The organism is Streptomyces sp. NPDC050211 (assembly GCF_040656035.1).
GTDB lineage: Bacteria > Actinomycetota > Actinomycetes > Streptomycetales > Streptomycetaceae > Streptomyces.
This window is the reverse complement of sequence record NZ_JBFALC010000003.1, coordinates 142472-167646: the sequence shown is the minus strand read 5'-3', so window position 1 is coordinate 167646 and position 25175 is coordinate 142472. Positions and strand designations below refer to the sequence as shown.

General features: G+C 69.0%; 27 protein-coding genes and 1 riboswitch. Of the genes, 14 read left to right on the top strand and 13 right to left on the bottom strand.

Going from position 1 to position 25175, the window contains the following annotated elements:
• The first annotated feature begins 19 nt into the window (after nucleotides 1-19).
• From AB0I98_RS04745 to AB0I98_RS04735, 3 genes are all read left to right on the top strand, one after another.
• Entirely contained in the window at nucleotides 20-1213 is a 1194-nt protein-coding gene (locus tag AB0I98_RS04745) for a sensor histidine kinase (protein WP_362935269.1), read from the top strand.
• On the top strand, nucleotides 1210-1869 hold the full coding sequence (locus AB0I98_RS04740; protein ID WP_362935266.1) for a response regulator transcription factor: 660 nt from the start codon (nucleotides 1210-1212) through the stop codon (nucleotides 1867-1869). Before AB0I98_RS04745 ends, AB0I98_RS04740 begins: the two co-directional genes overlap by 4 nt.
• A gap of 92 nt (nucleotides 1870-1961) precedes the next feature.
• Nucleotides 1962-5765 (top strand): chondroitinase-B domain-containing protein, encoded by a 3804-nt coding sequence (locus tag AB0I98_RS04735; protein WP_362935263.1) that lies wholly within the window; start codon nucleotides 1962-1964, stop codon nucleotides 5763-5765.
• A 50-nt stretch (nucleotides 5766-5815) separates the two neighbouring features.
• On the opposite strand, the gene AB0I98_RS04730 is transcribed toward AB0I98_RS04735, so the two are convergent.
• Entirely contained in the window at nucleotides 5816-6241 is a 426-nt protein-coding gene (locus AB0I98_RS04730; protein WP_362935260.1) for a Rid family hydrolase, read from the bottom strand.
• A 110-nt stretch (nucleotides 6242-6351) separates the two neighbouring features.
• Here AB0I98_RS04730 and AB0I98_RS04725 point away from each other — a divergent pair, with 110 nt between their 5' ends.
• Complete coding sequence (locus AB0I98_RS04725; protein WP_362935258.1) at nucleotides 6352-6840, top strand: MarR family transcriptional regulator; 489 nt, start codon at nucleotides 6352-6354, stop codon at nucleotides 6838-6840.
• Nucleotides 6841-6871: 31 nt separating this feature from the next.
• Here AB0I98_RS04725 and AB0I98_RS04720 read toward each other — a convergent pair whose 3' ends face one another.
• The 6 genes from AB0I98_RS04720 to AB0I98_RS04695 all read right to left on the bottom strand — a co-directional run bounded on the left by AB0I98_RS04720 (nucleotide 6872) and on the right by AB0I98_RS04695 (nucleotide 12245).
• Nucleotides 6872-8116 carry a hypothetical protein gene (locus tag AB0I98_RS04720; protein WP_362935256.1) on the bottom strand — a complete coding sequence of 415 codons (1245 nt, stop codon included), beginning with the start codon at nucleotides 8114-8116 and terminating at the stop codon, nucleotides 6872-6874.
• Between the two features lie 132 nt (nucleotides 8117-8248).
• A complete protein-coding gene (locus AB0I98_RS04715; protein ID WP_362935254.1) occupies nucleotides 8249-9241 on the bottom strand; it encodes an ABC transporter substrate-binding protein in 993 nt (330 codons plus the stop codon).
• 12 nt (nucleotides 9242-9253) lie between these two features.
• Nucleotides 9254-10021: a heme ABC transporter ATP-binding protein gene (locus tag AB0I98_RS04710; RefSeq protein WP_362935251.1), complete on the bottom strand. Its 768-nt coding sequence runs from the start codon at nucleotides 10019-10021 to the stop codon at nucleotides 9254-9256.
• Nucleotides 10021-11073, bottom strand: coding sequence for an iron ABC transporter permease (locus tag AB0I98_RS04705; protein ID WP_362935248.1), 1053 nt, complete (start codon nucleotides 11071-11073; stop codon nucleotides 10021-10023). The genes AB0I98_RS04710 and AB0I98_RS04705 overlap by 1 nt, the downstream gene beginning before the upstream one ends.
• Nucleotides 11074-11118: 45 nt before the next feature.
• Nucleotides 11119-11265, bottom strand: a riboswitch (cobalamin riboswitch).
• Nucleotides 11242-11430, bottom strand: coding sequence for a DUF397 domain-containing protein (locus AB0I98_RS04700; RefSeq protein WP_362935245.1), 189 nt, complete (start codon nucleotides 11428-11430; stop codon nucleotides 11242-11244). Its footprint overlaps the riboswitch before it by 24 nt.
• Nucleotides 11412-12245, bottom strand: a complete 834-nt coding sequence (locus AB0I98_RS04695; RefSeq protein WP_362935242.1) for a helix-turn-helix transcriptional regulator — start codon at nucleotides 12243-12245, stop codon at nucleotides 11412-11414. The genes AB0I98_RS04700 and AB0I98_RS04695 overlap by 19 nt, the downstream gene beginning before the upstream one ends.
• 116 nt (nucleotides 12246-12361) lie before the next feature.
• Here AB0I98_RS04695 and AB0I98_RS04690 point away from each other — a divergent pair, with 116 nt between their 5' ends.
• The 5 genes from AB0I98_RS04690 to AB0I98_RS04670 are packed head-to-tail and all read left to right on the top strand — an operon-like array spanning nucleotide 12362 to nucleotide 14553.
• Nucleotides 12362-12568 (top strand): hypothetical protein, encoded by a 207-nt coding sequence (locus AB0I98_RS04690; protein ID WP_362935240.1) that lies wholly within the window; start codon nucleotides 12362-12364, stop codon nucleotides 12566-12568.
• On the top strand, nucleotides 12565-12780 hold the full coding sequence (locus AB0I98_RS04685; RefSeq protein ID WP_362935237.1) for a hypothetical protein: 216 nt from the start codon (nucleotides 12565-12567) through the stop codon (nucleotides 12778-12780). Before AB0I98_RS04690 ends, AB0I98_RS04685 begins: the two co-directional genes overlap by 4 nt.
• 28 nt (nucleotides 12781-12808) lie before the next feature.
• Nucleotides 12809-12940: a hypothetical protein gene (locus AB0I98_RS04680; protein WP_362935746.1), complete on the top strand. Its 132-nt coding sequence runs from the start codon at nucleotides 12809-12811 to the stop codon at nucleotides 12938-12940.
• Nucleotides 12937-13683, top strand: coding sequence for a DNA repair protein RecO (recO, locus tag AB0I98_RS04675; RefSeq protein WP_210574333.1), 747 nt, complete (start codon nucleotides 12937-12939; stop codon nucleotides 13681-13683). The genes AB0I98_RS04680 and recO overlap by 4 nt, the downstream gene beginning before the upstream one ends.
• Nucleotides 13684-13719: 36 nt before the next feature.
• Complete coding sequence (locus tag AB0I98_RS04670) at nucleotides 13720-14553, top strand: isoprenyl transferase (RefSeq protein ID WP_362935234.1); 834 nt, start codon at nucleotides 13720-13722, stop codon at nucleotides 14551-14553.
• Nucleotides 14554-14592: 39 nt separating this feature from the next.
• Here the strand turns inward: AB0I98_RS04670 and AB0I98_RS04665 are convergent, their stop codons facing one another.
• The 4 genes from AB0I98_RS04665 to AB0I98_RS04650 all read right to left on the bottom strand — a co-directional run bounded on the left by AB0I98_RS04665 (nucleotide 14593) and on the right by AB0I98_RS04650 (nucleotide 17817).
• Nucleotides 14593-15009 (bottom strand): transcriptional repressor, encoded by a 417-nt coding sequence (locus AB0I98_RS04665; protein ID WP_362935231.1) that lies wholly within the window; start codon nucleotides 15007-15009, stop codon nucleotides 14593-14595.
• 112 nt (nucleotides 15010-15121) lie between these two features.
• A complete protein-coding gene (locus AB0I98_RS04660) occupies nucleotides 15122-16024 on the bottom strand; it encodes a metal ABC transporter permease (RefSeq protein WP_362935228.1) in 903 nt (300 codons plus the stop codon).
• Nucleotides 16024-16806, bottom strand: coding sequence for a metal ABC transporter ATP-binding protein (locus AB0I98_RS04655; protein ID WP_362935225.1), 783 nt, complete (start codon nucleotides 16804-16806; stop codon nucleotides 16024-16026). The genes AB0I98_RS04660 and AB0I98_RS04655 overlap by 1 nt, the downstream gene beginning before the upstream one ends.
• A gap of 33 nt (nucleotides 16807-16839) precedes the next feature.
• Nucleotides 16840-17817, bottom strand: a complete 978-nt coding sequence (locus AB0I98_RS04650; protein WP_362935222.1) for a zinc ABC transporter substrate-binding protein — start codon at nucleotides 17815-17817, stop codon at nucleotides 16840-16842.
• A 160-nt stretch (nucleotides 17818-17977) separates the two neighbouring features.
• Between AB0I98_RS04650 and AB0I98_RS04645 the strand changes: the two genes are divergently transcribed.
• The 3 genes from AB0I98_RS04645 to AB0I98_RS04635 all read left to right on the top strand — a co-directional run bounded on the left by AB0I98_RS04645 (nucleotide 17978) and on the right by AB0I98_RS04635 (nucleotide 21120).
• On the top strand, nucleotides 17978-19360 hold the full coding sequence (locus AB0I98_RS04645) for a glycine--tRNA ligase (RefSeq protein WP_210574321.1): 1383 nt from the start codon (nucleotides 17978-17980) through the stop codon (nucleotides 19358-19360).
• Between the two features lie 148 nt (nucleotides 19361-19508).
• Nucleotides 19509-20441 (top strand): DUF4394 domain-containing protein, encoded by a 933-nt coding sequence (locus AB0I98_RS04640; protein WP_362935219.1) that lies wholly within the window; start codon nucleotides 19509-19511, stop codon nucleotides 20439-20441.
• Between the two features lie 67 nt (nucleotides 20442-20508).
• Nucleotides 20509-21120: a LysE family translocator gene (locus AB0I98_RS04635; protein ID WP_362935216.1), complete on the top strand. Its 612-nt coding sequence runs from the start codon at nucleotides 20509-20511 to the stop codon at nucleotides 21118-21120.
• A gap of 20 nt (nucleotides 21121-21140) precedes the next feature.
• Here the strand turns inward: AB0I98_RS04635 and AB0I98_RS04630 are convergent, their stop codons facing one another.
• A complete protein-coding gene (locus AB0I98_RS04630; protein WP_362935213.1) occupies nucleotides 21141-22187 on the bottom strand; it encodes a chitinase in 1047 nt (348 codons plus the stop codon).
• A 177-nt stretch (nucleotides 22188-22364) separates the two neighbouring features.
• On the opposite strand from AB0I98_RS04630, the gene AB0I98_RS04625 reads away from it, so the two are divergent.
• Both AB0I98_RS04625 and AB0I98_RS04620 read left to right on the top strand, forming a co-directional pair.
• Nucleotides 22365-23384, top strand: coding sequence for an aldo/keto reductase (locus AB0I98_RS04625; protein ID WP_362935210.1), 1020 nt, complete (start codon nucleotides 22365-22367; stop codon nucleotides 23382-23384).
• Nucleotides 23385-23412: 28 nt separating this feature from the next.
• On the top strand, nucleotides 23413-24003 hold the full coding sequence (locus tag AB0I98_RS04620) for a TetR family transcriptional regulator (protein ID WP_362935207.1): 591 nt from the start codon (nucleotides 23413-23415) through the stop codon (nucleotides 24001-24003).
• Here AB0I98_RS04620 and AB0I98_RS04615 read toward each other — a convergent pair.
• Nucleotides 24000-25163 carry a serine hydrolase domain-containing protein gene (locus tag AB0I98_RS04615; protein WP_362935204.1) on the bottom strand — a complete coding sequence of 388 codons (1164 nt, stop codon included), beginning with the start codon at nucleotides 25161-25163 and terminating at the stop codon, nucleotides 24000-24002. The two genes, AB0I98_RS04620 and AB0I98_RS04615, sit on opposite strands and share 4 nt — an antisense overlap.
• Between the last annotated feature and the right edge of the window lie 12 nt (nucleotides 25164-25175).

Sequence of the window (25175 nt, the reverse complement as noted above, 5' to 3'; positions counted from 1 at the left end):
GCCGACCTACGATCGCGGCATGCCCGCCACCGAACCGCCGCCGCCCCTGCACAAACGCGTACCGCCGGGCGCCTGGGTGGCGCTCGCGTGGTGCGCCGGGGAGCTGTTCACCCGCCTCGCGCGGGTGCGTCTGCCCGGCGAGATCGAGCCCGACGAGTGGCCCGCGGCCCAGCTGTACCGCTGGGAGGGGCTGCTGAGTCTGGCGCTGTCCGCCGCCCTGACTCTGTACGGCAGCCGCCTGCTGTCCCGGAAACCGCTCGCCGCCCTCACGTGGCTCCTGCTGGCGTCGGGTTTCTCGACGACCGCGCTGGGAGCGGCCGAGATACCGATGGCCCAGTTCCTCGCGCCGATCGTCGCCCTGTACTTCATCGCGGCCTCGCACGCCCGCCGGACCGCCGTGATCGCCCTCGCGATGGCACTCGGCACGCTGGCCGCCTGGCTGGCCGTGCGGCTGCTGTACGGCTGGACCGTCGGCACCTCGGCCGAACTGACCGTGGCCATGGTCGCCGTCATCGCCTGGCTGCTCGGCAACTCCTCCCACCAGGCCCGCGTCCACGCCGAACGGCTCGTGGCCGAGCACGCCGAGCAGGCCGTCACCGCCGAACGCCTGCGTATCGCCCGCGAGATGCACGACACGGTCGCCCACAGCATCGGCATCATCGCCCTCCAGGCCGGAGCGGCGGCCCGCGTGGCGACGGCCCGTCCGGAGGCGGCCCTGGAGGCGATGCGGGCGGTGGAGAACGAGGGGCGGGAGACGCTGGCGGGCCTGCGGCGCATGCTGGTCGCGCTGCGGGCGGCGGACGAGGGGCAGAGCGTGATCCCCGCGGGTCTCGCGGACGTGGACCGGCTCGCGGCCACGACGACGGCGGCAGGCGTCCAGGTCGAGGTGCGCCGGGTCGGCGACCCCAGAGCCCTGCCCCCGGACATCGACCTGTCGGCCTTCCGTATCGTCCAGGAGTCGGTCACCAATGTCGTACGCCATGCGGGCACGCGCGCGTGCCGGGTGACTCTCGACTACCGTGCCGACGACGAGCTGGCCCTGGAGATCACCGACGAGGGCCGGGGCAGCGGCAGTTCGACCGACACGGGCTTCGGACTCGCGGGCATGAGAGAGCGCGTCGCCCTGCTGCACGGCGAGTTCACGGCGGCACCGCGCCCCGAGGGCGGCTTCCGGGTGGCGGCGCGGCTGCCGGTGCCGGTGGCGGTCCGATGACCGCCCCGGTCCGGGTGGTCCTCGCCGACGACCAGCAGCTGATCCGCACGGCACTGAGCATGGTGCTGGCCGAACTCGACGACGTGGAGGTGGTCGGGGAGGCGGCGACGGGGGAGGAGGCGGTACGGCTGGTCGCCGAACTCGCCCCGGACGTCGTGGTGATGGACATCCGCATGCCCGGGATGGACGGCATCGAGGCCACGGACCACATCACCCGCGACGAGCCCGACACCCGGGTCGTCGTCCTCACCACCTTCGACGACGACGATTACGTCTACGGCGCCCTGCGGGCCGGCGCGTCCGGCTTCCTCGTCAAGGACATGGCCCTGGACGACATCATCGCGGCCGTACGCATCGTCGCGGCCGGCGACGCCCTCATCGCCCCCAGCGTCACCCGCCGCCTCATCCGCGACTTCGCGTCCCGCCCCCAACCGACCGGCACCCGCCGCGACTTGACGGCCATCACGGACCGCGAACGCGAAGTCCTCACCCTCGTCGGCACGGGCCTCTCCAACACGGAGATAGCCACCGAGCTCTGCATCAGCGTGGCGACCGCGAAGACGTACATGACCCGCTTGCTGACCAAACTGGACGCCCGGGACCGGGTCCAGCTGGTGATCATCGCGTATGAGGCGGGTCTGGTGTCGGTGAGCTGAGCTTCGGGACCCCTCCCGTCACAGGAGAGACACAGTATCTCCGCATTCGGCGCACCACCCCACGGTGTGCCACCTCACGGAATTGAGGGCCTATGAGACGCATGTGTCATGCGCTGTTAGTGGGTGCGGTCGCCGTCGGAGTCTCGGGTGTGTTCCACCCGGTCGCGTCGGCCGCCGACACCCCTCCGCTGGAGGTCAAGAACGTCACGGCGAGTCCCGATGACGGCAACGTTCCCGCCAACACCCTGGACAACAACCTGAGCACCCGCTGGTCGTCGCAGGGCGACGGGGCGTGGATCCGGTACGACCTCGGCTCGGCGCAGACCGTCGGGTCGGTGTCGCTCGCCTGGCACCAGGGGAACAGCAGGACGAACACCTTCGACGTCCAGCTGTCTGACGACGGATCGTCGTGGAAAACCGTGCTGGCCCGAAAGGCCAGCAACGGCAGCACACTTGAGCAGCAGAGCTACGACTTCGCCGACGCCTCGGCCCGCTACGTACGGATCGTCGGCCATGGCAACACGGTCAACGCCTGGACCAGCATCACCGAGACCGACATCTACGGAGCCGATGGCACCGGCGGCGGTGGCGGCGGCTCCTGCGCGTACCCGGCCGACGTACTGGACCTGACGAACTGGTACATCGGGCTGCCGGTGGGCGAGGAGGAATCCCCCACCAACGTCTACCAGCCGGAACTCGCGACATACGCCAACGACCCGTGGTTCGTCACGAGCGACGACTGCACGGCCGTGCGGTTCCGCGCCCCGGTCAACGGGGTCACGACCAGCGGCTCCAAGAACCCCCGCTCGGAGCTGCGGGAGATGACGGACTCCGGGGAGACCAAGGCGAGTTGGTCGTCCACGTCCGGCACCCACACGATGGTGATCGACCAGGCCATCACGACGGCTCCCAAGGAGAAGCCGGAAGTCGTGGCCGGGCAGATCCACGACGCCTCCGACGACGTCAGCGTCTTCCGCCTGGAAGGCGAGAAGCTCTACGTCACTGACGGCAACGAAAAGCATCACAAGCTGGTGGACGAGAACTACGAGCTGGGGGAGCGGTTCCAGGCGAAGTTCGTGGTCAGCGACGGCAAGATCAAGGCCTACTACAACGGCCAGTTGCAGACCACGCTGTCGAAGAAGTTCTCCGGCGCCTACTTCAAGGCGGGCGCGTACACCCAGGCCAACTGCACCAACTCGAAGCCGTGCAGCAGCGACAACTACGGCCAAGTGAAGATCTACGACCTGAAGGTCACGCACGGCGACGGCGGCGACGGCGGCAGCGGCGGCGACGGGGACTCGACCGAGGCCGCCAAGCGGTACGGCTGGGGCAACCCGCTGCCAATATCCGACGAGTTCAACTACACCGGCCCGGTCGACCCCGCGAAGTGGGACGTTCCGTCGGGCAGCGTCGGCGGCACGCCCCAATGCTGGGCAGGCCACAGCGAAAACGGCCGCCGGTGCGGGAAGAACAGCACCGTCGCCGACGGCATGATGACCATGCGCGGTGAGGCGAACGGCGACACCGGGTGGATCAGGCAGCACGAGCCCACCCAGTACGGCCGGTGGGAAATCCGGTCCCGCTCACGGAACACCGGATCCGAGGGAGTGCCCTACCATCCGCTGCACCTGATCTGGCCCACCGCGGGCAACCGGCTCGAAAACGGCGAGTACGACTGGGTCGAGTACTCGGACCCCGACGCGCAGTGCCTCGGGGCGTTCCTGCACTACCCGAAGAGCCCGTCGGACAAGAAGGAACAAGAAGACCTCTGCCCCGTGGACATGACGAAGTGGCACAACTTCGCGTTCGAGTGGACGTCCAAGGCGCTGGTCGGCTACGTCGACGGTGTCCAGTGGTTCCGGCTGGCCGACGGTGCCAACGCCGACCGGGGGAACATCCAGGACATGCCCCTGGGGAACCTGGTCATCCAACTGGACAACTTCGCTGAAGAGGGCAGCCCGCGCCCGGCCGTGTTCGAGGTCGACTGGGTCCGGACGTACGACGTCGATGCGGGCGAGGACCCCACGGACCCGACTGACCCCACCGATCCGACCGACCCCGGCGCGGACTCTCCGTTCCAGGTCGCGGGCGTCACGGCGAGTCCCGATGACGGCAACGTTCCCGCCAACACCCTGGACAACAACCTGAGCACCCGCTGGTCGTCCGAGGGCGACGGGGCGTGGATCCGGTACGACCTCGGCTCGGCGAAGACCGTGGGGTCGGCGTCGGTCGCCTGGCATCAGGGGAACAGCAGAAAGAACACCTTCGACATCCAGCTGTCCGACGACGGATCGTCGTGGAAGACCGTCCTGGCCCGGAAGACCAGCAGCGGCAGCACACTTGAGCAGCAGAAATACGACTTCGCCGACACCTCGGCCCGCTATGTGCGGATCGTCGGTCACGGCAACACGGTCAACGACTGGACCAGCATCACCGAGACCGACATCTACGGAGCCGACGGGGGCGGCGGCGGGGATCCGACAGATCCGACAGATCCGACGGACCCAACAGATCCAACGGACCCGACAGATCCCACCGATCCGGCCCCCGTCCGCACGGTCCGCGTCTCGGACTCCACCGCGCTGAAGAGCGCGTTCGGTGACGCGCGGCCCGGCGACCGCATCGTCCTCGCGGACGGCACGTACTCGATCGGCAAGATGACCGGCAAGAACGGAACGGCCGCACAGCCCATCACCGTCGTCGCGGAGAACCGCGGCAAGGCGGTGATCGGCGACGGGCAGCTGGAGGTGGCGAACTCCTCCTACGTCACCTTCCAGGGGCTGAAGTTCACGAACAGCAACACCCTGAAGATCACCAGCTCGAACAACGTACGGCTGACCCGCAACCACTTCCGGCTGACGGAGGGGGAGTCCTCGCTGAAGTGGGTGATCATCCAAGGTGAGAACAGCCACCACAACCGGATCGATCACAACCTGTTCGAGGAGAAGCACCAACTCGGGAACTTCATCACCATCGACGGATCCGAGACCCAGCAGTCACAGTACGACCGCATCGACCACAACCACTTCCGTGACATCGGCCCCCGCGCGACCAACGAGATGGAGGCCATCCGGGTCGGAGAGAGCAGCCTCTCTCAGTCGAGCGGGTTCACCGTCGTCGAGTCGAACCTCTTCGAGAGGTGCGACGGCGACCCGGAGATCGTCTCGGTCAAGAGCAACGACAACATCGTCCGCCACAACACCTTCCGCGCCTCACAGGGCGTGCTGTCCCAACGGCACGGGAACCGCGGTGAGTTCTACGGCAACTTCTTCTTCGGGGAGGGCAAGGCGGGAACCGGCGGGATCCGCATCTACGGCCAGGACCACAAGATCTACAACAACTACTTCGAGGGCCTGACCGGCACCGGCCACGACGCCGCGCTGCAGATCGACGGCGGCGACGTGGACACTTCGGGCGCGCTGAACGCACACTGGCGCGTCTACCGGGCCACCGTCGTGAACAACACCTTCGTGAACAACGTGTCGAACATCGAGATCGGCGCCAACTACAACCTCGCCCCGGTCGACTCGGTCATCGCCGACAACGTCATCACGGGCAGCAAGGGCAAGCTGCTCAACGAGGTCAAGAAGCCCGTGCGCATGACCTACGCCGGGAACATCGTGTGGCCGACCGGATCGGCGACCGTCGGCGTGTCCCTGCCCTCCGGCTCCGTCAGGGCAGTCGACCCGCTGCTCGCCTCCGACGGATCGCTGTACCGGATCGGTGCGGGCAGCCCGGCGATCGACACCGGCACCGGCGGCCACGCCTTCGTGACCGACGACATGGACGGCCAGGCCCGAGTCGGCACGATCGACGCCGGCGCCGACGAACGCTCGTCGGCCACGGTCAAGCGGGCCCCGCTCAGCGCGACGGACGTCGGCCCAGGCGCCGCGTAGGACGCCCCGCGCAAGGACCGGTGGCGGGGTCAGCCCTGCCACCGGTCGTTTCAGTTCCCGGAGCCGACGATGGCGGTGACGCGGATCTCCACGCGCATGGCGGCGAGGCCGAGGACCGTGACGCCGGTCTCGGTCCAGATCGGCGCGCGGCCCTCGAGGCGACGGCGGAACTGCTCGGCCATGACCCTGTTGTGGTCGTCGCCGATGGCCTCATCTCCCGGTGCGACCTTGTGGTACGAGTTGACGTGGATGACGTCCTTCCATGTCGCGCCGACCGTGGCGAGCGTGCGCTCCACGTTGTCGAAAGCCTGGATGATCTCGTCCTCCAGTGAGTCGGGGATGACCAGGTCGTCATCCACCCCGGCCTGACCGGATATCTCCACCCGGTCGCCGACGCGGACGGCCCCGCTGTAGCCGAGGGCGTCGTGCAGCTTCTCGCCGAAGCCCGGAACGACGCCGAAGGTGACGGTGCTCATGATGCTTCCTCTTCCCGCCCATAGGGGTGCGTTTCCTCGTGCATGAGTTCACGCGTAAAGTGAAGCTAGCACGCGATGACTTCAAGCGTGAAGTGAAGGCGGAGGGGTCCATGAGCGGCACAGGCGAACACGAGGACGACGAGGAGCTGCGGTGGCTCGACGAGCAGGAGAAGGCGGCATGGACGGGGCTGATCTCCCTTGTCCTGCTGCTGCCCGCCAAGCTGGAGTCGCCGCTGCGGCAGGAACACGGCCTCACCCTGTTCGAGTACCTCGTGCTCAGCCACCTCTCCGAGGCCCCGCAGCGCAAGCTGCGGATGGGAGAGCTCGCCTTCCTCGCCAGCGGGTCGCTCTCCCGCCTGTCCAACGTCACCAAACGCTGTGAACAGCGCGGCTGGGTCGTACGGACACCCGACCCGGCCGACGGGCGCTACACCCTCGCCGAACTCACCGACGCCGGCTTCGACCTCGTGCACCTGGCAGCGCCCACCCACCTGCGCTCCGTACGCCGCATCGTCCTCGACTCGCTCAACACAACCGACCAGAAGGCCCTCGCCCGCATCGCCCAAAAACTCCGCATCGTCCCCGACGACTTCGGCTGACAGCAACCGTGTCCGTGCCGTCTGGTCGGTACTAGCGCCTGGCGAGGTGGACCTCTGTGCCCTTGTCCGTGTAGACCAGCGCGGCGTAGGCGTTGACGCGGTCGGGGACGATTCCCGCGTCGGGACTGACCGTTCGTCCGGTACGTCCGTCGACGACGAAACCTCCGTCCTTGCCCTTGGCGTAGAACCGATCCTTGAACTCGGCTTCCACGGTGGCGTTCCACTTGCCCGGACCGTCCCCCGCCGCCCGGCGCCACAAGACCTTGCCGGTCTTGTCCACCGCGAGCGCACCGTCCTGCTTCGAGGAGCACAGCAGGACGGTGCCGCCGTCGCCGTGCAGGCAGCTCATGCCCTTGGTCAGCCCGGCCTGCTTGGACAGGACGAAGTCGCCGGTCGCGATCTCGATCAGCCGCGCCTGCTTGCTGTCGTCGTCGAGTTTGGCCAAGGGCGTGTCGTTCGATTTGACCGCCCAGGTGGCTCCGGCGGGCAGCCCCTTGACCCACAGGTCACGGCCGCTGGACGCGGCGACGCCGGCCACCGAGTACTGCTCGTCCGGCTCTTCGCGGAAGCCCAGAACGGCGTCGCCGTATCCAGCGACAGTCCAGAAGTCCGCACGCTGCCACAGCATTTGGGGCCGCTTGTCGTCCAGGGAGACCGCGAAGCTGCCTGTCGTGTAGTCGTCCTCCGTCCAGGTGACGCTCACCACGCCGTCCCCGGGCTCGACCACGAGCGCGCCGAGCTTGCCGGCCGGGTCACCGTAGATGTCCACGGGCAGCCGCCAGATCGGCTTGCCGTTGTCCGCCCGGGCGGCGATCACCTCGAACCCGTCCTGCGCCGAACCGCTGCCCTGCTTGGCGAGCTTGACCGGCACGGCGGCGACCACGGCCCGTACTCCGCCGATCTCCACCGGGACAGGGAACGACACGCGGCTGCGTATCATCTCGGCCTGCTTCTTGCTCAGATCGCCTGGCGCCGGCAGGTCGTACGTGGGCGTGTTCTGGGTCTTGATGTCGGTGACGGCCTTGCCCGTGGCCAGGTTGTACATCGTCAGGCCGGACGCGTGCGTGAGCCAGGCCGCACGCCCGTACAGAGTGAGGGGAGGGAAGCCCTTCGGGCCGGTCGGCAGGACATGGGCCGCCTTGCTGTCGAACGCCAAGGGCGCCGCGGCCCGTGGATCGCCGCTGAGGTCGAGGGCCTTCCGGGTGGGCGAGCCGGAGGCCTCCGGACTGTCGCCGTCCCCGGACGAGCCTGAGGTGCACGAGGCCAGCAGAGCCACTGCAGCCAGAGCGATGACACCTGCACGTACCGGACTTCGACTTCTCATCCGACTCTCCGCGTTCCGTGACCTGCATTCCTGATGTCGGCGGATTGCACCACGGGCGAGCCGGGACCGGTCCCGGCCTCCGAGTCAGGGCGTCGTGGTCCGCAGGTACTCCCCGAGGCGGGCGATGGCGGACGGGTTCCGCGGGCTCTCCACCAGGTCGACGTAGTCGAGCGTGAAGATCCGCTTGTGCTTGATCGCCGACACGTTCCGCAGCGGCGCGTAGGACAGCAGGAACTTCTTCTTCTGCTCCGCGCTGACGTCCCCGTAGTCACAGATCACGATCATGTCGGGGTTGCGCTCCACGACGGTCTCCCAGCCGACCGTCGTCCAGGAGTCCTGGAGGTCGTGCATGACATTGACCCCGCCGGCCTCGCTGATGATCTGGTCGGGCGCGGCGTAGCGGCCGGAGGTGAAGGGCTGGTCCTCGCCGCTGTCGTAGAGGAAGACCTTGGGGGAATCGGACGGGGCCTTCGCCTTCACCTCCGCCACCTCGCGCTTGAAGTCGGAGATCAGCGCCGCCGCCCGCTTCTCCACGCCGAACAGCTTGCCCAGGTTGGCGAGGTCCTCGTACAGCGCGTCCAGCGGCGGCATGATGCCCCGCGAGGTGTCCGTACGGCCGTTGCGGCAGGACTCGGTGAGGATGTACGAGGGGATGCCGAGCTTGGTCAGGGCGTCCGGGGTGAAGCCGCCGTCCTCGCGGAAGCCGTAGTTCCAGCCGGCGAAGACCCAGTCGGCGCGGGCGTCGAGGACGTTCTCCTTGGTGAGCTGGTCCTTCGACAGCCACTTCACCTTGTCGTAGCCGCCCTTCCACGGCACCCCGTCCAGGTCCCCCTTGTCGTCGGGCATCGCGAACCCGGCCATCCGGTCCTCCAGGCCGAGCGCGAACATCAGCTCGGTGATGCCGACATCGTTGGTGACGACCCGCTCCGGGACCCTGTGGTATGTCACATTGCGCCCGCAGTTGGTGAGCGTGACGGACGACGCGGCCTTCGACTCCGGCGAGGGCTCGACCTCCGCACCGCAGCCCGCGCTGAGCACGGCGAGGCAGACGGCGACGGCGACAACTGGCTTACGCATGCGGGGAGTTCCTTAGTCCGACGGCGGGAGAAGGTCGAAGAGCAGCTGCACGGCACCCGTCTCCGGATGCCGCACGGGATGCGCGCGCACGCCGAACACCTCGGCGAGCAGGTCCGGGCGCAGGACGTCGTGCGGCGGCCCGGACGCGACGACCCGGCCCGCCGAGAGGACGTACAGCAGATCGCAGTACGCGGCGGCGAGGTTCAGGTCGTGCAGCGCGGCCAGTACGGTCAGGCCGCTCGCCCGGACCAGGGACAGCACGTCCAACTGGTGGGCGATGTCGAGGTGGTTGGTCGGTTCGTCGAGCACCAGCACCTGGGGGCGCTGGGCCAACGCCCGCGCGATCAGCACACGTTGCCGCTCGCCGCCCGACAGGGCCAGGAAGCCACGGTCGGCCAGTTGCTCCACGCCGGTGGCCCGCATCGCCTCCGCGCAGATCGCCCGGTCGTCGGCCGCCGTACGGTCCCGGTGCGGCAGCCGCCCCATCCCGACCACCTCGGCGACGGTGAAGTCGAACTCCGACGACGACTCCTGCGGCAGCGCGGCGAGGCGCCGGGCGGCGGCACGAGGGTCCAGCGTGTGTACGTCGTCCCCGTCCAGCCGTACGACCCCGGCAGTCGGCCGCAGCGCCCGGTACACGCACCTCAACAGCGTCGACTTCCCACTCCCGTTGGGCCCGACGAGCCCTACGAACGCCCCGCTGTCCACGGTGAGCTTGATCTCGTCGACGAGCCGCTTCCCGGCCGCCTCGACCGTCACGCCCTCCACGTCGAGCCGCATCAGCGCCCCCCGAACGCATAGCCGCCGCGCCGCATCAGCAGCAGGAAGGCCGGGACGCCGACCACCGCCGTGATCACCCCGACCGGCAACTCCGCAGGCGCCAGCAGCAGCCGGGACAGCACATCCGCCCACACCAGCAGTACGGCCCCGGCGAGCGGCGCGACGGCCAGCACCCGCCGGTGATCGGCGCCCACCAGCATCCGTACGACATGCGGCACCATCAGCCCGACGAACCCGATCGCCCCACTGACCGCGACGACCGTCCCGGTCACCGCCGCCGTGACGAGGAACAACTCCCGCCGCAGCCGCCCGGGTTGCACCCCCAGCGTCGCCGACGTCTCGTCCCCCATCGCCAGCGCGTTCAGGGCCTCCGCCCGCCACCGCAGCCACACCCACCCGGCGACGACCGTCACGGCGGCGATCGGCACCCGCGGCCACGTCGCCCCGCCCAGACTCCCCAGCAGCCACATCATCGCCGACCGGGCCGCCTCGCCCCGGGCCGCGCCGAACACCATCACCGTGGTCAGCGCCTCGAAGCCGTACGCCAGCGCCGTCCCCGTCAGGATCAGCCGCAGCGGCGTCAGCCCGTGCGTCGCGGAACGCGCCACGCCGTACACGATCGCCATCGCGACCAGCGCCGAGCAGAACGCCGACACCGACAGCGCCCACACCCCGAGCCCCGCGAACGCCCCGAGCAGGATGACCGCGTTGGCCCCCACAGCGGCACCGGACGAAATCCCCAGCACGAACGGATCGGCCAGCGCATTACGCACCATCGCCTGCACGGCCACCCCAACCGTCGCAAGCCCCGCCCCCACGACGGCAGCGAGCACGACACGCGGCAGCCGGATCTCCCAGACGATCGTGTACGACGCCACGTCCGCGGAGTGAATGGTTCCCCCGGTGAACCCGGCCCCGAGGAAACGGAGGACGTCACCCCAGCCGACCCCGGCGGCACCCAACCCGACGCCGGCGACAAGGGAGACGAGGAGCAGGATCGCGAGGGCAGCGACGAGCAACGGCACGGTTGTTCGGCCTGGGGAGGGGCGCACGCTCGGCGGTCCTTCGCCTCGGCTCGCAGTCCTCGGCGAGCGGTCAATGGGCTGGCAACCGCCTGCGGGTAATCGGGCTTGCACGTCGGCCCAAGGGGCTCACGCACACACCGTTGCGGGTCAGCGCCGGACTCTCACCGGACTTCCCCCGCAGGAGGCTCGGGGAGACTAGCAGGCCCGGATGAAAGCCACCCAGGCGGCTTCGCCGATGAGGAGTGCGGGGCCGCCGGGGTTCTTGCTGTCGCGGACGGGGACGACACCGGGGACTCCGTCGGCGACCTCGACGCACTCGCCGCCGTTGTCGTCGCTGTACGTGCTTTTGCGCCAGCGCGCGTTGGTCAAGTCGTACTCGCGCATCGTCTGTGATCCTCCGCCACCGATTCGATCAGGGCCAGGGACGCCTCCGGCGGCAGCGCGGCGGCCCTGAGCAGATCGTATGCCCCCTGTACGCGCTTCACTAGGGCCGGATCGTCCAGCAGGTTCCCCGAATACACGGCCTCTGTATAGGCGGTTGGCGGTGCGTCCTCGAACTCCATGAGCTGCACCATCCGGCCCATGAGGGGGTACGCACCAACAGCGGTCGGGAGCACCTGAACCAGCACCTTCCGCTGCCGTACCAGCGCTGCGATGTGGTCCAACTGCTGAGCCATCTCGGCTGCACTGCCGACCGGAATGCGCAGCACGTGTTCGTGCAGGATCGCCCAATACACGGGCCCTGTAACGTCGTCCAGGATCTGCGCCCGTTCGATGCGCGCCGCGATCTTCTCCTCGATGTGGGCGTCGGTGGCGAAGGGGTTGCTCGCAAGCGTCACTGCTCGTGTGTACGCGGCGGTCTGCAGGAGGCCCGGCACAAGCGTCGGCGCGAACGTGCAGATCTTCGTCGCCAGCCGCTCCAACTCCGCCGCCCTCGCGAAGTAATCCGCATACCGCTTGTCGTCAATCAGCTTCCGGCACAGCCGCTCGAAAATACCGTCGGTTTGCAGCACCTCATCAATCCGCTGGGCGATATCCAACTGCGGCTTTCGAATCGCCTGCTCGAACTGCCCGATATAGGCGCCCGAGACGAAGACGCGCGCCCCCAACTCGACCTGAGTGAGCCCCCTATCCTCCCGGTGCCGCTTCAGTTCCGTGCCGAAGAACTCCCAGGCCGCCTGACGTGAACCGTTGGCCACAGTTCAACCCCCTTGTACTGCCCCACACTTGTAGAGCACAGACTCCTGCCGAGTGTAGATGTGGTGCGCCACCCTTGAGATGTGAAGCGTAAAACCCGAAAAGGGAGGGGAACCACGTGAAGGCACAGCACTCGGCGCTCTGCGTCGAAGAGGCGGAGGAAGCAGTGAAGGAATTGCGGGCAGCATTGAAAAACGCAGGAATCATTCTGCCGTCCCTGCGGATCGACCCGGCGAGTCTCGCGCGGGAGGCGCCCTGTCCGCTCGTCGAATTGGGCCGCTGTTCCGTGGAGGCCGCGCTGCGACTCACGGCGGCTGTGCGGTGAGGCCGCCGGTCGGGTCGTATGTCGTGGACACCCGCAACGGGAGGCTCGGCATCGTCATGGGGCATGAGGGGCCCTATGTCCAGCTGAGACCGTACGGCGGCGGCAGGGAGTGGGACGCGGAGCCGGGCGCGGTGCGCCAGGCCACCCCGGCCGAGCGGCTCAGCGCGGCGACCGCGTACGCCAACGCCCGCAGCCGGGGTGAGGTCCCTTGAATGGGGCTGCGGCTGCGAGAATGGGCTCATGAGTCTGTTCCGCGACGACGGCATCGTCCTGCGCACCCAGAAGCTGGGCGAAGCGGACCGGATCATGCTGTGCTCGCCCGGGGGACACCCCCCGGACCCCCGGCCGGAAACCCGCGGGGGTGAGCGATGAGTCTCTTCCGGGACGACGGCATCGTCTTGCGGACGCAAAAGCTCGGGGAAGCCGACCGCATCATCACCCTGCTCACCCGCGGTCACGGGCGGGTACGTGCCGTGGCCCGTGGGGTGCGGCGGACGAAGTCGAAGTTCGGGGCGCGGCTGGAGCCCTTCTCCCATGTGGATGTGCAGTTCTTCGCGCGGGGGAGTGAGCTGGTCGGGCGCGGGCTGCCGCTGTGCACGCAGAGCGAGACCATCGCTCCGTACGGTGGCGGGATCGTGAGCGACTACGCCCGCTACACCGCCGGGACGGCGATGCTGGAGACCGCCGAGCGCTTCACCGACCACGAGGGCGAGCCGGCGGTCCAGCAGTATCTGCTGCTCGTCGGCGCCCTGCGCACGCTCGCCCGGGGCGAGCACGCCTCCCACCTCGTCCTGGACGCGTTCCTGCTCCGCTCGCTCGCCGTCAACGGGTACGCGCCCAGCTTCAGCGACTGCGCGAAGTGCGGGCTGCCCGGGCCGAACCGGTTCTTCTCCGTGGCCTCCGGCGGCTCCGTCTGCGTCGACTGCCGGGTGGGCGGCAGCGTCGTACCCTCGCCGCAGACCCTGGAACTCCTCGGCGCGCTGCTTACGGGAGACTGGGAGACCGCGGACGCGTGCGAGCCGCGGTATGTGCGGGAGGGCAGCGGGCTGGTCTCCGCCTACCTGCACTGGCACCTGGAGCGCGGGCTGCGCTCACTCAGGTACGTAGAGAAGTAGAGACACAGGCGCACGGAGCGAGGAGACGAGAAACACATGGCCGTACGCGGGTTCCTGGGGCGTCAGCGCCGCGAGTACAAGACGCCGGAGCCGCACCCGTCCGGTGCCCGCCCGCCGAAGCTCCCGGGCGAGCTGATCCCCCGCCATGTGGCGATCGTCATGGACGGCAACGGACGCTGGGCCAAGCAGCGCGGGCTGCCGCGGACCGAGGGCCACAAAGTCGGTGCCGAGCGCGTGCTCGACGTGCTGCAGGGCTCGATCGAGATGGGCGTCCGATCGATCTCGCTCTACGCCTTCTCCACCGAGAACTGGAAGCGCTCGCCCGACGAGGTGCGCTTCCTGATGAACTTCAACCGCGACTTCATCCGCAAGTCCCGCGACCAGCTCGACGAGCTGGGTGTGCGGGTGCGCTGGGTGGGGCGGATGCCCAAGCTGTGGAAGTCCGTTGCCAAGGAACTCCAGATCGCCCAGGAGCAAACCAAGGACAACGACAAGCTGACCCTGTACTTCTGCATGAACTACGGCGGGCGCGCGGAGATCGCCGACGCCGCGCAGGCGCTGGCGGAGGATGTGAAGGCCGGGCGGCTGGACCCGTCCAAGGTCGACGAGAAGACCTTCGCGAAGTACCTGTACTACCCGGACATGCCGGACGTGGACCTCTTCCTGCGGCCCAGCGGCGAGCAGCGCACCTCCAACTACCTGCTCTGGCAGAGCGCGTACGCCGAGATGGTCTTCCAGGATGTGCTGTGGCCGGACTTCGACCGCCGCGACCTGTGGCGCGCGTGCCTGGAGTTCGCCTCGCGGGACCGGCGCTTCGGCGGTGCGATCCCCAACGAGGAGCTGCTGGCCATGGAGGGCAAGCAGGAGTGAACGGCTCTGGGGCGTCCCGTGCGGGGCGCCCCAGCTGCGTTACGCGGTGGCTGCCGCGCACTCCGCGCAGGTGCCGAAGATCTCCACCGTGTGTGCCACGTTGACGTAGCCGTGCTCCTCGGCGATCGCGTCCGCCCACTTCTCGACGGCCGGGCCCTCGACCTCGACGGCCTTGCCGCAGACGCGGCAGACGAGGTGGTGGTGGTGTTCGCCGGTGGAGCAGCGGCGGTAGACGGACTCGCCGTCGGAGGTGCGCAGGACGTCGACCTCACCGGCCTCGGCGAGGGACTGCAGGGTGCGGTAGACCGTGGTGAGGCCGACGGAATCGCCCTTGTGCTTCAGCATGTCGTGCAGGTCCTGCGCACTGCGGAACTCGTCGACCTCGTCGAGCGCCGCCGCCACGGCGGCACGCTGCCGGGTGGCTCGGCCCTTCACCGGCTGTCCAGCGGTCGTCACCGGTTCCTCCTTTTTGCTCGGTCGCCTCCGGGCGCTTGCGCCGGTGTCGACCGAGCGACTCACATCTGCGCTTGCCGTGCCCGGCCATTGTGCCAGTCCGACATGTGCGCGGTCAGACACCGACCTTTCCGTCGCGTTCCCGGCTGGCCGGAATCGCACACTCCGCGGGGTCTCCCACGGGGTGCGCCGCGGCCAGGGCCCGCGCGCGGCGCCGGGCCAGCGGAGCCGCCGTCGCGGTCAGCACGATGAACGCGCCGATGGTCAGCAGCACGATCGTCGCGCCGGGCGGCACGTCCTGGTAGTACGACGTCACGGTCCCGCCGATCGTCACGCTCACCCCGATCGCCACCGCGATGGCGAACGTGAGCGCGAAACTCCGGCTGAGCTGCTGCGCCGCGGCGACCGGCACCACCATCAGCGCGGACACCAGCAGCAGCCCGACCACGCGCATCGCGACGGTCACCGTCACCGCCGCCGTGATCGCCGTCAGCAGGTTCAGGGCGCGGACGGGGAGGCCCGTGACCCTCGCGAACTCCTCGTCCTGGCTCACCGCGAACAACTGGCGACGCAGGCCCACGGTGACCAGCACCACGAACGCCGCCAGCAGGCAGATCGCCGTCACGTCGTCCTCGGAGACCGTGGACAGCGAACCGAACAGATACGAGTTCAGGTTGGCGTTGGAGCCGCCCGGCGCGAGGTTGATGAACATCACGCCGCCGGCCATACCGCCGTAGAAGAGCATCGCGAGGGCGATGTCGCCGCGGGTGCGGCCGTACCAGCGGATCAGCTCCATCAGCACGGCGCCGATCACCGCGACCGCCGTCGCCATCCACACCGGCGAGGTGGAGAGGAGGAAGCCGAGGCCGACGCCGGTCATCGCGACATGGCCGATGCCGTCGCCCATCAGGGCCTGGCGGCGCTGGACGAGGTAGATGCCGATCGCGGGGGCGGTGATGCCGACCAGGACGGCGGCGAGCAGGGCCCGCTGCATGAAGGCGTAGTCCAGGATCTCCATCAGCTCAGCAGTCCCGTGCGGATCGGTTCGGCGTCGTGGGCCGAGTGCGGGTGGACGTGGTCGTGGCCCGGCAGTGCGTGCTGGCCGACCGCCTTCGGGGGCGGGCCGTCGTGCAGGACGCAGCCGTCGCGGAGGACCACCGCCCGTTCGATCAGCGGCTCCAGGGGGCCCAGTTCGTGCATGACCACCAGGATCGTCGTGCCCTGGGAGACCTGCTCCCTCAGCGTCTGCGCCAGCACCTCCTGGCTGGCCAGGTCGACGCCCGCCATCGGCTCGTCCATGATCAGCAGTTCGGGGTCGGAGGCGAGCGCGCGGGCGATCAGGACCCGCTGGTGCTGGCCGCCGGAGAGCGCGTTGACGGAGTCCTTGGCGCGGTCCGCCATGCCGACCAGCTCCAGGGCGTGCCCTATCGCGTCCCGGTCGGCCTTGCGCAGGACACCGAAGCGGGTGCGGGACAGGCGGCCCGAGGAGACGACCTCGGTCACCGTCGCCGGGACACCGCCCGCGGCTGTCGTGCGCTGTGGGACGTAGCCGACCCGCGCCCAGTCGCGGAACCGGCGCCGCGGGGTGCCGAAGATCTCTATCTCGCCGCCGGACACCGGGACCTGGCCGATGATCGTGCGCACCGCGGTCGACTTGCCGGAGCCGTTGGCGCCGAGCAGCGCGACGACCTCACCGTGGCCCACGGTGAGGTCGATGCCGCGCAGCACGGGGCGCGAGCCGAGCTCCGCCGTCACGCTCCGCAGGGATATGACGGGGTCGCCGGCTTTACGTGCCGTCATTGCGTGCGCCTCCGAACTGCTGGGTACTGCTGGTCACTTCGCGCCGAGCGCCTTCTCCAGGGCCGTCAGGTTCGCCTGCATGACCTCGAAGTAGTCGTCGCCCTTGGACTTGTCGGTGATGCCCTCGAGCGGGTCGAGTACATCAGTTTTCAGCCCGGCGTCGTCGGCCAGGGTCTTGGCCGTCTTGTCGGAGACCAGGGTCTCGTAGAAGACGGTCGTCACGCCGTCGGCCTTCGCCTCCGTCTGGAGCTCCTTGATCCGCGCGGCGCTCGGCTCGCTGTCCGGCTCCAGGCCGGAGATGGCCTCCATGGTCAGGCCGTAGCGCTCGGCGAGGTAGCCGAAGGCGGCGTGGTTGGTGAAGAACACCTTGGTGTCGGTGTTCTTGAGGCCGGTCTCGAAGTCGGTGTTCAGCGTGTTCAGCTTCGCGACCAGGGCCGCGGTGTTCTTCTTGTAGTCGGCCGCGTTGTCCGGGTCGGCCTTCTCCAGGGCGGCGCCGACGCCCTCGGCGACCTCGGCGTACTTCACCGGGTCCAGCCAGATGTGCGGGTCGAGCGCCGACTCCTCCTCCGCGTGCTCTTCCTCCTCGGCGTGCGCTTCCTCGCCCTCATGGGCGTGGCCGGTCTCGCCGTGGTCCTCGAGCTTGGTGAGGGTCGCCGCGTCGATCTTCGTCTTGACGGCGGACTGCTCCACCGCCTCGTCGACGGCGGGCTGGAGGGTCTTGAGATAGACCACCGCGTCGGACTCCTGGAGTGCCGCGGTCTGCTTGGCGCTGATCTCGAGGTCGTGCGGCTCCTGGCCGGGCTCGGTCAGCGTGGAGACGTTCACATGGTCCCCGCCGATCTGCTCGGCGAGGAACTGCATCGGGTAGAACGACGCGACGACGTCGAACTTGTCCGTGGTGCCCGCGTTCGCGGCGGTGTCACTGCCGCTGTCGCTGGAGCAGGCGGAGAGGGCCGCGAGACCGAGGGCGGTCACCACGGCTGTGGGTATCAGACGACGACGTGCGTTCATGACAGTCATTTTCAACAGTTCTGGAAACGATTGTCAACAAAGGTCCGTGGTGGCACTGAGCACAACCCGATTTGGTTGAGGGGGAGCCTCCGCCGGTAACCTGAAGCATTCGCTGGAAGCACCTCGCTTCGTCGCCCGTCGTCGTAATGAAGAGAGCACCGTGGCCGCCGACAAGATCGACACCATCGTCAGCCTGAGCAAGCGCCGTGGCTTCGTATTTCCCTGCAGTGAGATCTACGGCGGACAGCGCGCCGCCTGGGACTACGGGCCGCTGGGTGTCGAGCTCAAGGAGAACCTCAAGCGCCAGTGGTGGCGCTACATGGTGACCTCGCGCGAGGACGTCGTCGGTATCGACTCGTCCGTGATCCTGGCCCCCGAGGTGTGGGTCGCCTCCGGCCATGTCGCCACCTTCACGGACCCGCTCACCGAGTGCACCTCCTGTCACAAGCGGTTCCGCGCGGACCACCTGGAGGAGGCGTACGAGGCCAAGAAGGGCCACCTCCCCGAGAACGGCCTCGCCGACGTCAACTGCCCCAACTGCGGCAACAAGGGCCAGTTCACCGAGCCCAAGCAGTTCTCGGGCCTGCTCTCCACCCACCTCGGCCCCACCCAGGACTCCGGCTCCATCGCCTACCTGCGTCCCGAGACCGCGCAGGGAATCTTCACCAACTTCGCCCAGGTGCAGACCACCTCGCGCCGCAAGCCGCCGTTCGGCATCGCGCAGATGGGCAAGTCCTTCCGCAACGAGATCACGCCCGGCAACTTCATCTTCCGCACCCGCGAGTTCGAGCAGATGGAGATGGAGTTCTTCGTCAAGCCGGGCGAGGACGAGACGTGGCAGGAGTACTGGATGGAGCAGCGCTGGAACTGGTACACCGGCCTGGGCCTGCGCGAGGAGAACATGCGGTGGTACGAGCACCCGAAGGAGAAGCTCTCCCACTACTCCAAGCGCACCGCTGACATCGAGTACCGCTTCCAGTTCGGCGGCAACGAGTGGGGCGAGCTGGAGGGTGTGGCCAACCGCACCGACTACGACCTCGGCGCCCACTCCAAGGCCTCCGGCCAGGACCTCTCCTACTTCGACCAGGAGGCCGGGGAGCGCTGGACGCCGTACGTCATCGAGCCCGCCGCCGGTGTCGGCCGCGCGATGCTGGCCTTCCTCCTCGACGCCTACATCGAGGACGAGGCGCCCAACGCCAAGGGCAAGATGGAGAAGCGGACCGTGCTGCGCCTGGACCACCGTCTGGCGCCCGTGAAGGTGGCCGTACTGCCCCTGTCCCGCAACCCGGAACTGTCGCCCAAGGCCAAGGGCCTCGCCCAGGCGCTCCGGCAGAACTGGAACATCGAGTTCGACGACGCCGGCGCCATCGGCCGCCGCTACCGCCGCCAGGACGAGATCGGCACGCCGTACTGCGTGACGGTCGACTTCGACACCCTGGACGACAACGCGGTGACGGTGCGCGAGCGCGACACCATGAAGCAGGAGCGGGTGTCGCTGGACCAGATCGAGGGTTACCTGGCGGGCCGCCTGATCGGCGCGTAAGTATCGGCAAAAACCCCGGTTTCGTTACGGACGTAACAGACGTAACGGAACCGGGGTTTTTCCCATCCAGTGCCCATCCGGCTCCGAAGAGGGGACATGCGCGGCCCGCAGCGGGCGGGTCGCGGTGAGAACCTTCACGGGGGCACCAATGCGTAAGCAAGCAGTCATCGCCGCGTCCGTCATGGCACTGGCCATCGGCACCGTCGGGTGCGGAGCGATGAGCGACGGGGCGGCGAAGGCCGAGTCCTCCCCCGCCGCCATCGAGAACAAGGGCGGCCTGATCGGCGCCGGCGCGGCGCAGAGCGACCGGCTCACCGCCATCGGCCTCACCGCCGACCAGCGGCTCGTCAGCTTCCGCACCGACCGTCCCGACCGCGTCCTCCCGCTCGGCAAGGTGAACGGCCTCCACGGCGACACCAAGCTCGTCGGCATCGACTACCGCGTCCAGAACGGCAAGTTGTACGGCGTCGGCGACCGCGGCGGCGTCTACACCGTGCGTGAGATCGGCGCGAAGGCGAAGAAGGTCAGCCAGCTGAGCGTGGCGTTGCAGGGCGGGTCGTTCGGCGTCGACTTCAACCCGGCCGCCAACCGGCTGCGCGTCATCAGCGACACCGGCCAGAACCTCCGCCACAACATCGACGACCCGGCGGGCGCCCCGGCGGCGGGCACCACGGCTGTCGACGGCACCCTGACAAACCCGCCGGTCCCGCCCGCGACGGCGGGTGCCACGGCACAGGGCGTGACCGGAGCGGCGTACACGAACAACGACCTCTCCCAGACCACCGCCACCACCCTCTTCGACGTGGACACCGTCAACGACCAGGTCTCCATCCAGTCCCCGGCCAACGCGGGCAACCTCGCCCCCACCGGCAAGCTGGGCGTCGACGCGGGCCCGAGCGCGGGCTTCGACATCTACACGTCCACGAGGAGCGGCTCGAACACGGCGTACGGCGTCCTCAGCGTCGGCGGTGAGCAGCGGCTGTACCGCGTGGACCTGCTGAACGGCTCGGTGACGCGATCCGGGACCTTCGACGGCGGCCGGGCCGTGGTGGACCTGGCGCTGCCGCTGAAGCAGGGCTGAGTGGTCCCCGTACGGGACGTGTGATTGGTCCTGTACCGGTCCGTGGCGTCCCGACAGGGTGGGCGGCATGAGCATCGCGTTCCTGCTGACCACCCTCGTCGTGGTCGCCACTCCCGGTACCGGCGTCGTCTACACCCTCGCGGCCGGGCTGTCGTACGGCCGGCGGGAGAGTGTGGTGGCCGCCTTCGCCTGCACCCTCGGCATCGTCCCGCACATGGTGGCCACGATCACCGGCGTCGCCGCGCTGCTGCACGCCAGTGCGACGGCCTTCCAGATCCTGAAGTACGCCGGTGTCGCCTATCTCCTGTACATGGCGTGGGCCACCTTGCGGGACAAGGAGGCGATCACCGTGGAGCGCACGGCGGCGCCGGTCTCGGCGAGGCGGATGATCGTCCGGGGCGTGCTGATCAATCTGCTCAACCCCAAGCTCACGATGTTCTTCTTCGCCTTCCTGCCCCAGTTCGTCGACCCGGCCGGGCCGCGTGCGATCCCGCGGATGCTCGCGCTCAGCGGCGTCTTCATGCTGGCGACCTTCGTCGTCTTCGCGGCCTACGGCGTCCTCGCCGCGTCCGTCCGCAGCCACGTCACCTCTCGGCCGAGGGTGATGACGTGGCTGCGGCGGAGCTTCGCTGGGTCGTTCGTGGCGTTGGGGGCGAAGCTTGCGTTCACTGGGCGGTAGCAGTCTGGGGGGCGCTGTTGTCAACGTCCTTGGAGTGTCCTGACGTTGTCGCCGAACGTCCAGTTCTTTGAGCCGTCCCAGTTGATGGACCAGGTCATCAGGCCCTTGAGGCTGGTGCCGTAGTGGCGCCAGGCCTCGGCGACCAGGGACGGGGACATGTGGCCGCCGCCGGCGCCGGGCTGGGCGGGCAGGCCCGGGACTTGCTTGTCGTACGGCACCTTGATCGTCGTACCTTGGATGACCAGGCCCTTGTTCAGGCAGTCGGTCTGCGCGACGAGGCCCGCGACGGTGCCGGCGGAGTAGGAGTCGCCGGAGCAGCCGTACATGCTGCCGTTGTAGTACTGCATGTTTAGCCACCACAGGCGGCCGTTGTCGGCGTACTTCTTGATGACGGGGAGGTACGCCCCCCAGATCGAGCCGTACGTCACGCTGCCGCCGGTGACGTATGCCGTCTCCGGGGCCATGGTGAGGCCGAAGTTGGACGGCATCTGCGCGAGGATGCCGTCGATGATGCGGATCAAGTTGGCCTGGGACGTGGAGAGTTGGCCGATGTTGCCGCTGCCCGTGAGGCCGGTCTCGATGTCTATGTCGATGCCGTCGAAGTTGTACTGCTTCAGGATCGGGACGATGGTCGCGACGAACCGGTCCGCCACGGCCGTCGAGTTGAGGTCGATCCCGGCCGTCGCGCCGCCGATCGAGAGCAGGATCGTCTGGCCGGAGGCCTTCGCCGCGCACATCTCCGCGGGCGTCGTGACCTTCACGCCCGTGTCCATGCCGTCCTCCCACAGCGCGGTGCCGTCGGAGCGGATGACGGGGAAGGCCGCGTTGATCACGTTGTAGCCGTGCGCGGCGATACGGGAGTCGGTGATCGGGGTCCAGCCGAAGGGCGGGTGGACGCCGTTCGCGGCGCCGTCCCAGTTTTCCCAGTAGCCCTGGAGGACCTTGCCGGCGGGCTTCGACTTCACGGCGCAGGTGTCGGCGGCGGAGGCGGTGGGAGTGAGCGGGATCTGGACGAGACAGGCGGTGGTGACTGCTGCGGCCAGCAGGCTGAGGGCGCGGCGGACCATGCGAGGCCTCCCGGTGGGGGGTGCGGTGAGGTGTCGTAGGCATGACAGTCGCGCGGTCCAGACCTTTAGTCAATAGGTCTGGACCACTTGCTCCCGGCGGATGGCTGGCTGCAATGGCTGACGAATGACAGGTGACAGATATTGAAATCTGTCACCTGTCATGCCATGGTGGGCGGCATGACGATGCAAACCCGAACCCTCGGAACCACCGGCCCCCAGGTCTCCGCCCTCGGCCTCGGCTGCATGGGCATGTCCGCGCTGTACGGCGACGCGGACCGGACCGAGTCCCTCGCGACCATCCATGCCGCACTGGAATCCGGCGTGACCCTGCTGGACACCGGCGACTTCTATGGCATGGGCCACAACGAGATGCTGATCGGCGAGGCCCTGCGCACCGCGCCCGCGGCCCGGCGTGAACAGGCGCTCGTCAGCGTGAAGTTCGGCGCACTGCGCGACGCGGACGGCGGCTGGAACGGAAACGACGGCCGTCCCGCCGCCGTGAAGAACTTCGCCGCGTACTCGCTCCAGCGCCTCGGCGTCGACCACATCGACGTGTACCGGATCGCCCGGCTCGACCCGGCCGTCCCCATCGAGGAGACGGTCGGCGCGATCGCGGAGCTGATCGAGAAGGGATACGTGCGGCATGTCGGCCTGAGCGAGGTCGGCGCGGACACCATCCGCAGGGCGGCCGCCACGGCCCCCATCGCCGACCTGCAGATCGAGTACTCGCTGATCTCACGCGGCATCGAGGACGAGATCCTGCCGACCACGCGTGAGCTGGGGATCGGCATCACGGCGTACGGCGTGCTCTCCCGCGGACTGATCTCCGGCCACTTCTCCGCCGACCGCCGGCTCGCCGCAAACGACTTCCGGTCGGTGTCGCCCCGCTTCCAGGGCGAGAACCTCCGGCACAACCTGAACCTGGTCGAGGCCCTGCGGAAGATCGCCGAGCAGAAGGGCGTCTCGGTCGCGCAGATCGCCATCGCCTGGGTGCTGTCGCGGGGCGCACAGCACAACAACGACATCGTGCCGCTCGTCGGCGCCCGCACCCGGGACCGGCTCACGGAGTCCCTCGGCGCGCTGGACGTCACGCTGGACGAGGCCGATCTGCGGGCCGTCGAGGAGGCCGTACCGGCGGACGCGGCGGCGGGCGACCGCTACCCGGCAGCGCAGATGTCCCACCTGGCCACCAAGTGACGACCGGGCCGCCAGGTACGGTCTGACCATGTCACCCACCTCCGAGACCCTGACCGCCGAGCGCATCCTCGAAGCGACCGAGGAGGTGCTGCGCCGTCACGGCCCGGCCAAGGCAACCGTGGTCGACGTGGCCCGCGCGCTCGGCGTCAGCCACGGGAGCGTGTACCGGCACTTCCGCACGAAGGCCGCGCTGCGGGAGGCCGTGACGAAGCGGTGGCTGGACCGTACGTCGGCGTCCCTGTCCGGCATCGTCGCGGCGACCGACCGCGACCCGGAGTCCCGGGTCCGCGACTGGCTGCAAGCCCTGTTCGACGCCAAGCGCCACAAGGCAGGCGACGACCCCGAACTCTTCGCCACCTACACCGTCCTCACCAGCGAGAACAGCCACACCGTCGACGAACACCTCACCGACCTGACCGGCCAGCTCACGGACATCGTCCGCGCCGGCACCGAGTCCGGCGCCTTCACCACCACCGACCCGGCAACCACCGCCACCGCCCTCTTCCAGGCCACGGCCCTCTTCCATGACCCGCGGTACCACCGGGAGTGGGAACGGGCGGGAATCCAGGGCGAGTTCGAGGCGATGGTGGATCTGCTGGTGCGCGGACTCAGGGCCTAACCTCCCGCCGTACACCGCCAGAAGTCCACCAGCAACCGCACCGGTTCCGGGCTCTCCACGCCCACCTGGGTCAGCAGGATCGTGATCGTGCCGGTGGGTGGGATGAGGTAGGCGGTGGTGCCGGTGCCGCCGACCCAGCCGTAGCGGCCGGGGGTGTTCCAGGGCTGGCCGGGGGTGACGTCGACCTGGCCGCCGTAGCCCCAGCCCTGGTCCTGGAGGAAGAGGGTGCCGAGTTCGCGTTGGGCGGCGGTGAGGTGGTTGGTGGTCATGCGGCTGACGGAGGTGGGGGTGAGGAGGCGATGGCCGCCGGATTCGCCGGATTCCCCGGGGTCGCCGGAGGAGCGGAGGAGGCGGAAGAAGGCCAGCAGGTCGTCGGCCGTGGAGGCCAGTCCGCCGCCGCCCGACGGGAGGGCGGGCAGGTGGCTCCAGTCGCCGTCCGGGGTGTCAGCCGGTTCGAGGGCGCCGGTCGGGTCCGTGCGGTAGTAGGTCGTGAAGCGGTCCCGCTTCGTCTCCGGGACCTCGAAGGCCGTGTCCTTCATGCCCAGCGGTTCGAAGATCCGTTCCGCGAGGAAGTCCGGGAGGGTGCGGCCCGAGGCCCTGGCGATGAGGATGCCCTGGAGGTCGGACGCGGTGTGGTAGAGCCAGCCCTCGCCCGGCTGGTGGAGCAACGGGATCTGGGCCAGCTGCCGTAGCCAGGTGTCGGGGTCGGGATAGGTGTGCGGCTCCCGGCTGTCCTTCTGGACCGCGGAGAGGGCCTGGACCGCGGGGAGCGAGAAGTCGGACGCGTAGCCCCAGCCCGGCCGGGAGGTGAGCAGGTCATCGACCGTGACCGGGCGGACCGCCGGAACCACGTCGTCCACGGGACTCGACGGCGTACGCACCACCATCGGCTTCGACAGCTCCGGTAGCCATTCGTCGACGGGGTCATGGAGCCCGATCCGCCCGTCCTCCACCAGCATCAGCACCGCCGCCGCGGTGATCGGCTTGGTCAGCGAGGCGATCCGGAAGATCGCGTCCCGGGGCAGCGGTTCGGTGCCGCCGGCGGTCAGGGAACCGACGGTCACCACCTCGACGTCGTCGCCGCGGTCCACCAGTCCGACCGCTCCGGGAACCGATCCGGCGTCGACGTGGCGTCGCAGGGTGTCGCGCAGAGCGCTCATCGGCCGGCCTTC